At 61.2% G+C, this 12,730-nt stretch carries 13 protein-coding genes; 5 read left to right on the top strand and 8 right to left on the bottom strand.

What is annotated here, in order from left to right:
* Nucleotides 1–171: 171 nt before the first annotated feature.
* The 3 genes from BINDI_RS01865 to murI all read right to left on the bottom strand — a co-directional run bounded on the left by BINDI_RS01865 (nucleotide 172) and on the right by murI (nucleotide 3,168).
* Nucleotides 172–1,119 carry an aldo/keto reductase gene (locus BINDI_RS01865; RefSeq protein ID WP_033489796.1) on the bottom strand — a complete coding sequence of 316 codons (948 nt, stop codon included), beginning with the start codon at nucleotides 1,117–1,119 and terminating at the stop codon, nucleotides 172–174.
* Between the two features lie 354 nt (nucleotides 1,120–1,473).
* The gene (locus tag BINDI_RS01870) at nucleotides 1,474–2,325 is read right to left on the bottom strand and encodes a patatin-like phospholipase family protein (RefSeq protein WP_033489797.1); all 852 of its coding nucleotides are present in this window, start codon (nucleotides 2,323–2,325) and stop codon (nucleotides 1,474–1,476) included.
* Between the two features lie 57 nt (nucleotides 2,326–2,382).
* Nucleotides 2,383–3,168, bottom strand: a complete 786-nt coding sequence (murI, locus tag BINDI_RS01875) for a glutamate racemase (RefSeq protein ID WP_033489798.1) — start codon at nucleotides 3,166–3,168, stop codon at nucleotides 2,383–2,385.
* A 67-nt stretch (nucleotides 3,169–3,235) separates the two neighbouring features.
* On the opposite strand from murI, the gene BINDI_RS01880 reads away from it, so the two are divergent.
* Nucleotides 3,236–4,264 (top strand): diaminopimelate epimerase, encoded by a 1,029-nt coding sequence (locus BINDI_RS01880; RefSeq protein WP_033489799.1) that lies wholly within the window; start codon nucleotides 3,236–3,238, stop codon nucleotides 4,262–4,264.
* 39 nt (nucleotides 4,265–4,303) lie between these two features.
* Here the strand turns inward: BINDI_RS01880 and BINDI_RS01885 are convergent, their stop codons facing one another.
* On the bottom strand, nucleotides 4,304–4,954 hold the full coding sequence (locus BINDI_RS01885) for a vitamin K epoxide reductase family protein (RefSeq protein WP_033489800.1): 651 nt from the start codon (nucleotides 4,952–4,954) through the stop codon (nucleotides 4,304–4,306).
* A gap of 104 nt (nucleotides 4,955–5,058) precedes the next feature.
* On the opposite strand from BINDI_RS01885, the gene BINDI_RS01890 reads away from it, so the two are divergent.
* The gene (locus tag BINDI_RS01890; protein ID WP_033489801.1) at nucleotides 5,059–5,967 is read left to right on the top strand and encodes a PHP domain-containing protein; all 909 of its coding nucleotides are present in this window, start codon (nucleotides 5,059–5,061) and stop codon (nucleotides 5,965–5,967) included.
* Nucleotides 5,968–6,011: 44 nt separating this feature from the next.
* On the opposite strand, the gene BINDI_RS01895 is transcribed toward BINDI_RS01890, so the two are convergent.
* The 3 genes from BINDI_RS01895 to BINDI_RS07645 all read right to left on the bottom strand — a co-directional run bounded on the left by BINDI_RS01895 (nucleotide 6,012) and on the right by BINDI_RS07645 (nucleotide 7,895).
* Nucleotides 6,012–6,251, bottom strand: coding sequence for a DUF3107 domain-containing protein (locus BINDI_RS01895; RefSeq protein WP_033490765.1), 240 nt, complete (start codon nucleotides 6,249–6,251; stop codon nucleotides 6,012–6,014).
* Between the two features lie 89 nt (nucleotides 6,252–6,340).
* Nucleotides 6,341–6,874, bottom strand: a complete 534-nt coding sequence (locus tag BINDI_RS07640; RefSeq protein WP_052357144.1) for a hypothetical protein — start codon at nucleotides 6,872–6,874, stop codon at nucleotides 6,341–6,343.
* A gap of 73 nt (nucleotides 6,875–6,947) precedes the next feature.
* On the bottom strand, nucleotides 6,948–7,895 hold the full coding sequence (locus BINDI_RS07645; protein ID WP_237742958.1) for a phosphotransferase: 948 nt from the start codon (nucleotides 7,893–7,895) through the stop codon (nucleotides 6,948–6,950).
* Between the two features lie 128 nt (nucleotides 7,896–8,023).
* On the opposite strand from BINDI_RS07645, the gene BINDI_RS01905 reads away from it, so the two are divergent.
* Nucleotides 8,024–9,532 carry an ATP-dependent helicase gene (locus tag BINDI_RS01905; protein WP_033489802.1) on the top strand — a complete coding sequence of 503 codons (1,509 nt, stop codon included), beginning with the start codon at nucleotides 8,024–8,026 and terminating at the stop codon, nucleotides 9,530–9,532.
* Between the two features lie 124 nt (nucleotides 9,533–9,656).
* Here BINDI_RS01905 and BINDI_RS01910 read toward each other — a convergent pair whose 3' ends face one another.
* The gene (locus BINDI_RS01910) at nucleotides 9,657–11,237 is read right to left on the bottom strand and encodes a zinc-dependent metalloprotease (RefSeq protein ID WP_033489803.1); all 1,581 of its coding nucleotides are present in this window, start codon (nucleotides 11,235–11,237) and stop codon (nucleotides 9,657–9,659) included.
* 92 nt (nucleotides 11,238–11,329) lie between these two features.
* Here BINDI_RS01910 and BINDI_RS01915 point away from each other — a divergent pair, with 92 nt between their 5' ends.
* The gene (locus tag BINDI_RS01915) at nucleotides 11,330–12,211 is read left to right on the top strand and encodes a S16 family serine protease (RefSeq protein WP_033489804.1); all 882 of its coding nucleotides are present in this window, start codon (nucleotides 11,330–11,332) and stop codon (nucleotides 12,209–12,211) included.
* 83 nt (nucleotides 12,212–12,294) lie between these two features.
* The gene (locus tag BINDI_RS01920) at nucleotides 12,295–12,711 is read left to right on the top strand and encodes a DUF3052 domain-containing protein (RefSeq protein WP_033489805.1); all 417 of its coding nucleotides are present in this window, start codon (nucleotides 12,295–12,297) and stop codon (nucleotides 12,709–12,711) included.
* Nucleotides 12,712–12,730 lie beyond the last annotated feature (19 nt).

Genomic DNA, 12,730 nt, shown 5'->3' on the forward strand with positions numbered 1-12,730 from the left:
ATCCCGTCAAGGATGGGAACCCCATTTTCCTATGCCAGGTTGCGCTTGGCAGGTTTCATCGATCGAAGCACGTGGTCTGGTTGACTCCGCTCGGCCTGTAATCCAGGTCGTAACCAGTCCTATCTGTCGGTCCTGGTCCGTACGATTGCCGCCTGCCACTCAATGAGAGGCTCAGGCGCCGACCTTGTCGCTGACGGTGTTCAGGGTCTGTACCTCGTCATCGCTCAATTCCAGTTCGGCTGCCGCCAGGAGGGCCGGCAGCTGTTCGGGAGTACGTGCCGAGGCGATGGGGGCCGCAATCTGCGGGCGGTGGTTCAACCAGGCCAGGGCCACCGTGGCAAGCTCGGTCCCATGTGCCTTGGCGATGTCGTCCATGGCAGAAACCACGTCCAGGCCCTCCTGGGTGAAGAAGTCCTTGACCATGCCTTCACGCTGCTTGCCCTTCAGGTCGTCCATGGTGCGATACTTGCCGGTAAGGAAGCCGGAAGCCAGGGAGAAGTAGGGGAATACGGCCAGGTCCTCGTCCTTGGCGACCTCCATGAGCCCATCCTCATAGGTGGACCGATACACCAGGTTGTACTGAGGTTCCAGGGCCACCGGCAGGGTCAGATCGTTCTCACGGGCGATTTTGAACCATTCGCGAATCCGGTCGGGGGAGTAGTTCGAAAGGCCGATGGCACGGACCTTGCCCTCCTTGACCAGCTTGTCGAAAGCGGAGACGGTCTCTTCCAGAGGGGTCTCCTGATCGTCGAAGTGGGCGTAGTAGAGGTCGATTACATCCACGCCCAGGCGAAGCATGGAGGCGTTGGCTGCATGCTCGATGTTCCCGGCCGATAGACCGGGATACTGAGGATGCTGGCTGACCTTGGTGGCCACCAGTACCTCGTTTCGTTTTCCGCTCCTGGCCAGCCATCGGCCCAGGATGATCTCGGACTCGCCGCCGGAGTGGCCCGGAGCCCAGGCCGAGTAGACGTCGGCGGTGTCAATCAGGTTTCCCCCGGCTTCGACGTAGGCATCGAGGACCCGGTCGCTGGTTTGCTCATCGCTGGTCCATCCAAAGGTGTTTCCGCCAAGCACCAGGGGGAAGATATCCGTATCGGTATTGCGAAGTTGTGTCATGAATCGTCCTTTCGGGAAAGGTGCATTCGTCCACGGTTTCGGCGCGGGCTGGTAAGGCCGAGTCTATTACCTTCGATTACGCTGGCGATGTATTTCCAAAGTCCGGAGAGGCTCAGACCAAGATTCGAACCCCAGTGGTGCTGAAATGACGGCATCGTGGATACCTGGCCAGGAGCCCGAGGTCAGGACCCTTGAGGAGGGCGGGGGGGGGTAGGCGAAACCATGACTTAACCATGCTGGTCGCGTTGGTTGCCAGACGGTCTGTTTCAGGCCAGGCATTTCGTTTCGATGTCCTGACGGCAGACGCGCACCACCGAAAGTCCGACCACCAATCAGCCGGATGGCTCGCCGGATTCAGTCGGACAGGAAGTCCCTGATGGCCTCGGCACTCCGATAACCCTTGTCGTACATCTCGTTCAACCCCTTCATGGATTTGCTGAGGGTGGTCAGTCCGCACAGACTGTCGGGTGCCAGAATCAGGACCTTGCCATCTCTCTCGGCCTCCTTGGCAAGGGCCACTTCGTCGTTGTAGGTCCTGTATCGCTCCAGGAGTCGTTCCGCGGCCGCCGGGTAGGTCCTGGACAGGATTTTCGCCGGGAGGACGTCCTTCTTCTGTTCGCGCAGGATATCGCGCTGACGGGTCAGGATCAGAACCACCCGTTCGTACCCCTCATCCAAGGCCTTCCTTATCGGTACCGGGTCGGCAATGCCGCCGTCCAGGTAGGGTACTCCCTCGATCATGTAGGCCTTGTTCGCCACCGGTACCGTTGATGAGGCCTTGAGAATGTCGTAGTTGTCCTGTGCCAGGTCGGACTTGTCGAAGTATGTCGTCGATCCGTCAAGTGCGTTGCATGCCACAACGGTCAACCCCGCAGGGTTCTTTCTCAACGCAGGGTAATCCAAGGGGCATTCTCCGTCGTGGGCCGAAAGCGTCCCATAGACGTAGTCCAGATTGACGTAACTTCCCTCCCTGAGGAAGTTGCCGGCACTCGCGTACTTCTTTCGCGAGGAGTAGACCGTATAGAACTTGTAGCATCGCCTGAGTTGACCAGCCTGGAAGGAGGCCAGGTTGGCGCTGCCCGCCGATACCCCGTAGCAGTGGTCGAAGGTTATGCCCTCCTCTATGCAACGGTCGAAGACCCCGGCGCCGAAGATGGAACGGAACCCGCCGCCTACGTCGATGACTGCTGTCCGGTTCGTTCCCATAAGGCACCTCGTTTCGTCGGTTATCCCTCACAGCTTATGCGTGGATGATGGACAAACTCAGGATTTGCAGGTTTCGAGCAGGTGGCGGGAGTACTCGATAATCCGTGGCGATGAATCAGAGTTGGCGATGTGGACCCGGCCCGGCGCTTCGCTCTCGTTCAGCCGCCCGGCCTCGGACAGGAGGTCCCTGAGGTGTCTGGCGGTGCCTTCATTGCCGTCCATCAGGGCCAGGCCCGGTGGACAGAGGCTGGCGATACGCTCCTTGAAGAAGACGAAGTGGGTGCATCCCAGAACGATTGAATCCATGGTGTCCAGGTCGTACCGGTCGAGGTACTTGTGAAGTGTCGCGTCCACAAGGTCATGGTCATCCAGGTGGCCCGACTCGACTATCCGGACCAGGTCCGGACAGGGCTGGGCGAAAATCGTGTGGGTGGCCTTGAACCGGTCCATCAGACGGGAGAATCTGTCTTCCTTGAGAGTCAGGGGAGTGGCGGTCACAATGACCCGCTGGGGGAGGCCGCCGCCCCGCTGGCAGGCCGGTTTCAGTGCCGGCTCCATGCCGATGATGGGAACGGGATAGCGCCGACGCATTTCTTCCACGCAGACGCTGGTGGCGGTGTTGCACGCAATGACCATCGCCTTGACGCCCTGGTCCATGAAGGCATCGCCGATGTCCATGCATCGTTGGGCCACCATCTCGGGAGGTTTGGTCCCGTAAGGGGCGTTCGCCGAGTCGCCGAAGTAGCTGAGTTCCTCGGAAGGCAGGAGGGCATGGATGCTGGCGGTGACGCTCAATCCTCCGAGTCCGGAATCAAAGATTCCGATCGGTGCCCCTGAACCCATCTGACCAGCTCCTTTCCAAGCCGAATGACCAGCCTAGCCTGTCGGTGAAAGGCCGTACCCTACAACCATGAGTATTCCCCGGACTGTTTACAAAATGCATGCAACCGGCAACGATTTTGTGGTCTATGCGGATCCCCAGGGGACCCTGGAACCCAGTGCCGACCAGGTTCGCTGGCTCTGCGACAGGCACTTCGGGGTTGGTGCCGACGGGGTGATTCGTCTGGCCCACCCCCAGGATGTGAGCGACCTGGACCAGGAGGCCATCGAGGGATGCAACCGGTTCGGCTGCCAGTGGTTCATGGATTATCGCAATGCGGACGGGTCACTGGCGCAGATGTGCGGCAACGGGACCAGGGCCATCACCCTCTTCGCCCAGAAGCAGGGGTTGGCTCCGACCATGGATGGATCATCCTTCCTGCTGGGCACCCGGGCCGGGGTCAAGCGTATCGTTTCCCGTGGCGCCGCCTCTGACGTGGACGGGCATGTCTTTACTGTCAACATCGGTGCCTGGACCATGGGTGCCCTCGGCGGGCAGATGGTTGACGGCGGCGCCTTGGGCAAATCGGCTCCGGGAACCCTGGTCGATATGGGCAATCCTCATGTGGTGGTCCTGGCAGGACTGGGCGAGGGGTTTGCCCGGCAGGATTCGGAAGGCACCGGGGTCGATGGGAACGGTGCAGGTGAGCACTCGCTACCGGATGGATTGCCGGGAGCTGTCTCCACTCTCCTGGGCAAGACCGAGCTGCCCGACCTGGACACCTTGGACCTCGGTAGGCAGCCAAATGCCCATCCGGGTCTTGACGAGGGGCAGAACATCGAGTTCCTCAGACTGGAATCCTTGGACCCCCAGACCGGATCGGGGCATGCCTCCATGCGTGTCTATGAACGTGGAGTGGGGGAGACCCTCTCATGCGGGACGGGGCTGAGTGCCAGCGGGGTGGTCCTGCGTGCCCTGACCGGCCTCGACCACTGGGCCATCCGTGTGGGTGGCGGTGTCCTGGATGTTGACGTGGACGACCAGGAAGTCCACCTGACCGGCGAGGCCAGGATGGTTGCGCGGGTATCCCTTGAGGACATCCCCCGGGGTCTGGCCTGATTTGCCGAAGGCCGGCAAGAAAGCGGATTTCCGGTCCTGTCACCCGAAGATGGCCGCCCCCTCCTTGGCCAGGATGATGGTGATCAGGGCCGCCAGCCAGACCAGGTCCACCATAAGATCGAAGTGCAGACGGTAGTAAGCGCGCAGTCCCCTCCCCAGACCGGGCATATGCCCCTGGGGTGAGGGAAGGCCCTGAACGGTTACCGTGGCATGGCTGAAGGCCATGAACTGGATGCTGGTGGAGGCCAGCATGACCAGGCACCATGGGCAGAGGGCCCTGATGACGAACACGGACTGGGTGAAGAGCCAAACGGCATAGGCCAGGGCCAGCAGGGATCCCAACCAGGTCAGGCCGGCCATCCAGGAGGGGAGCCCGACCCCGCTGAGTCCGACCACGGCCAGGGTCAGAAAAACCGCTTCGGCGGCCAACCCCAGGAAGGCGTTGGGAATGGGGAGGGTACCCAGATGAATCAGTTCGGCCTGCCATGACCCGGCCACGGTCGAGCACGAGACCACGGCGTTGATATCGCAACTGAGCCGCCCTTGGGGGTTCCTGGCCAGTTGCAGGGTCTCCGCAGCCAGGATGAGACTTGAAAAGAGGGCCATCAGGGAGGTGACCGCGGCCATCGTGTAGGTCCAGACATGCCCATGGCGCCAGCCTGGTGTGGCTTCGGGGATCTGCTCGTTCATGGCCACCACCTCGTTAGGTCTGAATGGTCCGGAATACGGGGGCGACTCCTACGGGGGAGCGCTCGCTAAGGGCGTTGATACGGAAGCGAGTTTAGGATGGAGGCATGACTCATCAGACCGGGGTGAACCCTGCCTCATCACATGAGAGGGCAGGATGGGACCTGCATTGCCACACGGTGTTCTCCGATGGGACCATGACCCCCGCGGAGATGGTATCCCTGGCCGGGAAACAGGGGGTGGCGGGTCTGGCCATAACCGACCACGATACGAATGCGGGTTGGGCCATGGCCACGGAGGCCGCCGAGAGTGAGGGGATGCCCCTCCTTTTGGGCACCGAGATAACGGCCGAGGACCAGAACGTCTCTGTCCACATGCTGGCCTACCTCTATGATCCCGAGGATATGGTCATCACCAGGCTTTTCGATAGGACCAGACAGGCCAGGCTGGCCAGGACCAGGACCATGGTGGACAGGATCTCCCAGGACTATCCGATTACCTGGCAGGATGTGCTGGATCAGGTCAAGGAAGGGGAGCGGACCACCGTCGGTCGTCCCCACATCGCCGATGCCCTGGTCAGGGCAGGGGTCTATTCCGACCGGAGCAAGGCATTCGCGGGGGTCTGCTCGTCGTCCGGCCCGTATTACCTGCCTACCCCGTCGCCTACCACCCACCAGGTGCTGAAGGCGGTCAAACATGCCGGCGGGGTCGTGGTCATCGCTCATCCGGGTGCCACACAGCGCAATCCTGTCCTACTCAGCGATGTGCAGATCGGGAACCTGGTCAGGGAGGGATTGGACGGCCTGGAGGTACGGCATCGTGACAACTCTCCTCAGGAGCAGGAACGCCTGCTGGCTCTGGCCGAGCGGTGGGACCTGCTGGTGACCGGTGGGTCCGACTGGCACGGCAAGGGTAAGCCCAATGTGCTCGGGGAGAACAGGACCAGCTCTGAGGTGGTCGGCTGCATCATCGACCGGGCATACGGAATCAGGCCGGTAGGATATCCCTCTGTCTGAGGGGCTCCTGCCGGCCTGTCCGTTCTGGTCTGTCGAGTTCTGACTCAGTCGGTGGCGCCACCCAAGGCACCGAACCCTACCGGATGGGTGGTGTCCGATCCGATGACCGCGTATCCCAGGGCATCCTTAGGAACGACGATGTGACGACCCTTGTCGTCCACCAGATCGATCGGCCCGCCTTCCTTCAAGGCCTGGCTGATGTGGGCCGCAACCTCGTCGGCCTTTTCGTCCGTGCTGAAGCTGACCGTGCGTGCCACGTTCCTGATGCCGAATTCAATATCCATGTTTGCCTCCAGGGATGCCGCCTGCCACCGAGTCGAATCGACAGGCAAATGTGCTGATTTCATTATTCGCTGGTCGGGTCGATTACGCCCTAAGCGTCGTCTCCATGCCGGCTGATGATTCCGTCGGTTGTCCTGGTCGGGGCATCGTCCGGACTGGGCTTGCTAGGCATGATGATTGTCTCCGCGCCCGTCAACGGTGGTTCTTCGGCGGCCTTATCTTTTGTGGTCTCGGTTTGTGTCGCCGCATGATGCGAAATGCCGTCCTCGTTCGGGACTGCGGGACCTTCTTCGGATGGTTCCCCTTCGGCAGTTGCGGTTTTCCCATCCGGGACCGGTTCGCTCTTGCTCTTGGTGCTGCTGTCGGCCTCTGTGACGGGGGCGTGGTCGGTTTTGGATTCCTCCTTGGCCTTGGCTGCCTGGTGATTCATGGCGGTCTGTGTTCTGGCCAAATCGGCCATATCGACCTTGTTGATGGCGATGGTCACCGAGCTGTCGTCTGCAGGTTCCTTGGCCTTGGCCTGGTCGTCCTTGGGCTCGACTGTCGGCCTGTTGGGAGCTGCGCTTCCGGTCTTGCCTGATTCCGGTTTAGCGGGGTCGTTCTCGCCACCAAGGAGGTTCCCCACTGTAATCGTCGAAGGGTTGGAACTGGCGGCTGGCCTGGCTGGCTTGTGGTTTTGGCGGGCGTGGCTGAGTTGCTCATGCTCGCTGAGCTGCTGGGCCAGGCGTTCCGACCTGTGCCTTGAACTGGATGATTCGCTCGTTGTCGGCCCGGTCAAGGGCGGTGATGAATTCGCCGACCTGCTCCATCTGCAGCCAGAGGTTTGCGCGGAGCATGATTAGATCGTCCAGACGGGAGCCCACCATCCTGCCGTAGGCAGCGATGACCGCATTGCGGCGGGACCCGTCCAGCTTGGAGAATATCCATGCCAGATCGCGGGCCGGGTCATTGACCTGCATGTCCTGCCATCCGTAAATGGAGCTCAGTCCGGAATTCGAATACAGGAGGTCTCCATCCGTGAATCCGCCATGTACCGTGCAGGTATCGAAAGACCAGAGCCCGTCGGTTTCTGCAATCGAAGCCCAGCTGTTGGTGATTTCCTCGGGAACGTGACCGTCCTTGCGCAGGCGGGTGATCCAGCCCTTGAGCTGGGAGGATATCTGGCTCGTGGTGAAGGCCGGGTAGCCGTGTTCCCCGAGGAACTCGGGTCGTATACGGTGTATGGCCCCTATGGCCGTGCCTGCGGCCGTGCACTCGTTGATTGTCAATAGATGGAGGGGGCGAATTCTGCCCGGGCTGTGTTTCAGGACGGTCACACTGACCTTTCCTGTAGGACTGGTTTCGCTCAGTCCCGGTTCATAGGCCAGGACCCGCTCAACCCGGAAGCCCATTGCGGCGACTTCCTTGGCGTCTTCCAGGGCCCGTGCGGCCTTGACCCGGGCTGCCATGCGTTTCTTACCGGCCTCCTGGTCGGTTGCCCACACATCGTAGGTGTTCCCGGTGGAATCCTGGACCACTGCACAACTGATTCCCTCGGCCCGGTCCCTATGGCTGATCTGATCGCAATCCCTGGCGCCTGTCACCGGCACATCAGGCATGGCGGCGGAGGCCAGTGCGGCCAAGGTCAGCTTCGTTTTTTCACTCACACTCTCAGGATAATACAAGCGTATGGCTTTGCGGGTGGCCTGGTACGTCGAAGAGGCTCTGCGTGGCACCTTCGACCACATGACCACTCCAGTGCGGATTCGACAGGACGGTTTGGCACAATGGGGGTGTGCATGAAGATCAGGAGAAGCTCCTAGGGGGGCTGGACCGGTTCCAGAGGGAGGCGGTCACCAGTTTGGACGGGCCGGTCAGAATCATAGCCGGGGCGGGTGCCGGAAAGACCCGAACCATCACCCACCGGATTGCTTATGCCTGTGCCCAGGGTAGTTGGGACCCGTCGAAGACCATGGCCGTCACCTTTTCCGTCAAGGCTGCTGCCGAGATGCGGTCCAGACTCACCGCCCTCGGTGTGCCGGAATCGGTCAAGGCCGCCACATTCCACTCGGCGGCCTTCCAGCAGCTCCGTCAGGTCTGGCCTCAGGTCAGCTCCTCATATCCACCCACCCTGATTCAGGATCTCCGCCCCCTGGTCAAGGCCGCCTATAAGCGGGTCTGTGGTCAGGAGGAGGCCGATCCGGGCCAGGTCCGCGATTTGGAGGCGGAGATCAACTGGGCCAAGGTGGGCTTGATTGCCCCCAAGGAGTATGTCCGGGTTTGCGCAGCCACACACCGCACTCCGCCGGCGGGTCTCGACCCCGATAGGATGGCCGACCTCTACGAGGCCTTCGAATATGACAAGTCCGCCCATAATCAAATGGACTTCAACGACATCCTTCTCCTGGTCTGTCACATCCTGGAGGAGGAGCCGGAGGCGGCAGCCGTCATCCGGTCGCGCATTCGCTGGATGACGGTCGACGAGTACCAGGATGTGTCACCCCTGCAGCACCGCCTACTGAGGCTATGGTTGGATGACCGCGACAATCTCTGCGTCGTGGGAGACCCCGCCCAGACCATTTATTCCTTTGCCGGGGCAACCTCTTACTACCTGTTGGATTTCCCCGAGGAGTACCCGTCGATGAAAGCCGACCTGCAGCTCAACACGGACTACCGGTCCACCCCCCAGGTGGTCAACTATGCCAATAGGGTCCTTTCCAAGTCCCCCAATCGTGGCGACTACCTGAAACTGAAATCGAACAGGGAGGCCGGCAAGCGCATTGGAACCACCCGGTATCAGGATGATGTCGAGGAAGCCCATGGGGTGGCGAAGCGTATAGAGCGGCTCATCCATGGTGGAGCCGATCCAGGGCAGTGCGCAGTGCTTACCAGAATCAACGCCCAGCAGCCGGTTATATGTGCAGCCCTGCATGAACGGGGCATTCCATACCGCCTACGGACCGACTCGGGCTGGCTGGACCAGAGTGTATCCGAGGTGACGGCTGTCCAGAGCAGTGAGAAGACGATAGAGGATCTTCAGCAGGCCAGGGCGCGTGGTCAGGTCACCGTTTCCACCATTCACGCCGCCAAGGGACTGGAATTCGGCCATGTCTTCCTGGTTGGCTGTTCCGAGGGGCTTCTTCCCTTCGGTTCGCCGAGGGAGGGGGAGGACCTGGAAGAAGAACGCAGGCTCATGTATGTGGCGGTGACCAGGGCCGAGGACACCCTCCATCTCTCGTTCGCCGAGAAGAAGGATCCTGCCTCGTTCGCCAGACGTACCCCCAGTCGCTTCGTGCAGGGGTAAGCCCCCTCTCCAGACGGCGTGCAATATGAGGAACGGTCATCCTTTGTGAAAACCGCATGCACCCTTGTGGGGGGAGCATGATTGCGGTTTATGGCGTTGGAGTGATGGGCGCGATTAGTCCCTGTTACTGATTGTTCTCGTCGGGATTCCCATCAGCGGATTCGTTTTCCCCATCTGGGTCGCCCGTATCGCCCTGGCCTTTGTTCGCCTGACTGTCGGGCCGCTCGGGGGAGTCGGTTCCCTGTGCCTTCTTATCGGCATCCAAGAGTTTGGCCAGTTCGGCGTCCCAGTCGACCGAATCAGGGTTGGCGGCCCCCTCATCGGTGTGATTGGTTTCACCCTGGGTGGGTTCCGCCTGGTTCCCGGTATCAACACTGGCCTTTGCCTGCTCCTCGGGCAGGGTTGGGAGGAGGTCGGGGTGGGACCATTTGGCGTCGCGTTGTTCGAAACCAAGCCTTGCGGTGTCACCCTCCCAAAGCTCAGCCGCCTCGCGCAGGCGCTTGGGGTGGAGTCTGAGACCAAGCAGGGATTCAAAGGTCTGCTCGGCGGGGCCGCCCACGGCTCGCTCCCTCCTGGTCATCTCGCGAAGCTGTTCCAGATGCGGAATATGCGCCATGCCGGCGTTCCAGACCACGCAGTCCACCCAACCATCGGCCTGAGCCAGAAGAATCTCCAGACTGCGCAGGGCCTCTTTCTGCTCGGGGGTGTCCTCGATGCCGACATTGCTCAGGTTGATGGCGCCAGCGATGGACTCGGGATTGATCTCGGTGGCCTCGCGGAGCTGCTCTTCCATGGCGTCCAGATCGATGGAGACTCCGCGTGCGTACTTGCCTATCAGGGCCTCGAAGCGTGGCATCAGCCAGGGGACGGACGCGAAGAGGCGGGCATGGGCGGCCTCCTGGAGGGCCAGATAGCTCATAACCTCATCCAAATCCAGGTCAAGGGATGAGGCATAGGACTTGATGTTCTGCGGAATCAGGGCTCCTGCAGGGTTTTTCAGGAGGGCGACCCCCTGGTCGAACCCGCCGCGGACCTCTTCGGAGAGTTCTCCGGCTGCCCGCCCGAGCTGTATGGCAAAGGAGGTGTTGCCCAGGAGTTTCATAAGGGTGGCCGGGTCCTTGAGGTTGTCGGGCAGGGGGATGGGGACCGGCCCGGCAAACATGCCGGAGATCTCGCCTTCTGGGAATCCCCCCAGCCGTTCGCTCAGTACTGAGGTCAGGGCATTGCTGACGGCCTGTGCCACAGGGGATGCGAACTGGATCCAGGAGTCGATGCTGCCCTCAATCCAACCGGAGCGGGTCAGGGCTTCGGCGTGGCCGGGAGCCGGGTCGAAAGCACAGACGGAATCCAACCAGAGGTTGGCCTCACTCATGATCCTGGTCACCCGGTCGCCATCCTCGGCGGTCACCGTGGTGTCGGACTGGTCGGCGGCTGCACGCCCCAAGGCTATGGACTTTGCCAGATTGACGTTGATGGGGCCTTCCTGGGCCTGACTCTGCATGTCGGCAGGTGTGTTGAGTCCACCTGCCGTGAAGGCCTGGATCAGGGCCTTCACCTCGTCGGGCTTGGGCAGCTGCGAGGGGTCCTGATTGGCGATCTGGGAACGGACGGACTCCGGCAGTTGCGAGAATTGCTTCCAGGCCAGCTCGCCCTGGAAGGGGCCAAAGCAGTCAATCAGCCATTGGTGGATTGCATTCTCGTCCATAAGGTCGTTCCAGTCCTCGCAAATAGGGTGACGGTGCTGAAAGTGCACCGCATGAGCAGTGTATCGTCTCTTTCACCCATAATATTGGAGCTATGACACATACGCATGGGAAAGCGGGAATCTCCGCCACAGGCGCACCCGAACAGATGCCTGAGGCCGCCGCGGGCCACGTGTTGACCAGGCGCGGCATGGCTGGTGGACTCCTGGTCATCCTCTCCCTGGTCATCCTCTTCCTGCCCAGTCCTTATGTAATCGAGACCCCAGGGCCCACCCAGGACGTTCTTGGCAGGAGCGGATCCACCGAGGTCGTCTCCGTAAAGGGAGGCCAGACCTACACCGGTTCCGGCAAGCTCCTCCTGACCACCATCAACGCCGGCGGCCTACCCGGCTCGATGGTCACGAATATGGAGGCCCTGCTGGGATGGGCCAACCCCAAAGCCATGGTCGTGCCCAGGGAAGCCATAATTCCCGAGGGAATGACCGCCGACGAATACCGCAAGCAGGAGGTCAGCGACATGAGCGGGTCCCAGGATGCGGCTGCCAAGGCGGCCATCTCCTTCCTTCAGGCCAAGGGATACCAGACCGACGGCATCGAGATCACCATGCATGTGGACGATATAGGGGGCCCCTCCGCCGGCATGATGTATGCCCTGGGAGCCATCGACAAACTGACCCCCGAGGATGAGACGGGCGGCAGGACCATCGCCGGCACAGGGACCATTGACGAAAAAGGTGCCGTCGGGGCGATAGGGGGCATCAATCTGAAACTGATGGGTGCCAAACGTGATGGGGCTACCTGGTTCCTGGCTCCCAAGGCCAACTGCAGTCAGGTGGCGGGCCATGTGCCCGACGGTCTGCGGGATGTCCAGGTGGAAACCCTGGACCAGGCATACGAGGCCGTTGTGGAAATAGGCCACAGCAGGGGGGAGGACCTGCCTCGCTGCACCGTCGATTCGAGTTCCCCAAGCAAGTAGGATGCCCCGCGTTCGAGTCCAGGCGCATCCGGAAACACTGGGCCACAATTGGTGAATTCCAGCAGTCTTGTTATGCTGACAACGTGGCTGAGACTACAACCTATACAGCGGAAGAGTTCGGTTTCCATACTGGCGATATCGTCCAGGAATGGATGTGGGATGACGATGTCGATGATGGCATCAGGACTCAAATCGAAGACCTGACCGGTGAAGAGCTGGTCGATGAGGATTACGATGCGGCCGTGGATGGCGTGATCATCTGGTGGCGCGATGGCGATTCCGAGGATGACCTGGCGGATACCATCGTCGACGCCTCGGCCATGATCAATCCCGGTGCCCCCTTCTGGGTGCTGACCCCCAAGCCGGGGCGTGATGGTGCTCCCGGTCCCAGCACCGTTTCCAATGCCGCCAAGACTGCAGGAATGAACGCCCTTATGCCCACCACCGTGAGCAAGGATTGGAACGCCACCCAACTGCGTGCCTTCGGAAAAGGCAAGTAAACACTCCTCCAGGTCCCCT

Source organism: Bifidobacterium [indicum] DSM 20214 = LMG 11587 (genome assembly GCF_000706765.1).
Taxonomy (GTDB): Bacteria; Actinomycetota; Actinomycetes; order Actinomycetales; family Bifidobacteriaceae; genus Bombiscardovia; species Bombiscardovia coryneformis.

Bases quoted from the DNA above. Each gene is read 5' to 3' on its own strand.
- BINDI_RS01865 (WP_033489796.1), bottom strand. From the start codon at position 1,119: ATGACACAACTTCGCAATACCGATACGGATATCTTCCCCCTGGTGCTT.
- BINDI_RS01870 (WP_033489797.1), bottom strand. From the start codon at position 2,325: ATGGGAACGAACCGGACAGCAGTCATCGACGTAGGCGGCGGGTTCCGT.
- murI (WP_033489798.1), bottom strand. From the start codon at position 3,168: ATGGGTTCAGGGGCACCGATCGGAATCTTTGATTCCGGACTCGGAGGA.
- BINDI_RS01880 (WP_033489799.1), top strand. From the start codon at position 3,236: ATGAGTATTCCCCGGACTGTTTACAAAATGCATGCAACCGGCAACGAT.
- BINDI_RS01885 (WP_033489800.1), bottom strand. From the start codon at position 4,954: ATGAACGAGCAGATCCCCGAAGCCACACCAGGCTGGCGCCATGGGCAT.
- BINDI_RS01890 (WP_033489801.1), top strand. From the start codon at position 5,059: ATGACTCATCAGACCGGGGTGAACCCTGCCTCATCACATGAGAGGGCA.
- BINDI_RS01895 (WP_033490765.1), bottom strand. From the start codon at position 6,251: ATGGATATTGAATTCGGCATCAGGAACGTGGCACGCACGGTCAGCTTC.
- BINDI_RS01910 (WP_033489803.1), bottom strand. From the start codon at position 11,237: ATGGACGAGAATGCAATCCACCAATGGCTGATTGACTGCTTTGGCCCC.
- BINDI_RS01915 (WP_033489804.1), top strand. From the start codon at position 11,330: ATGACACATACGCATGGGAAAGCGGGAATCTCCGCCACAGGCGCACCC.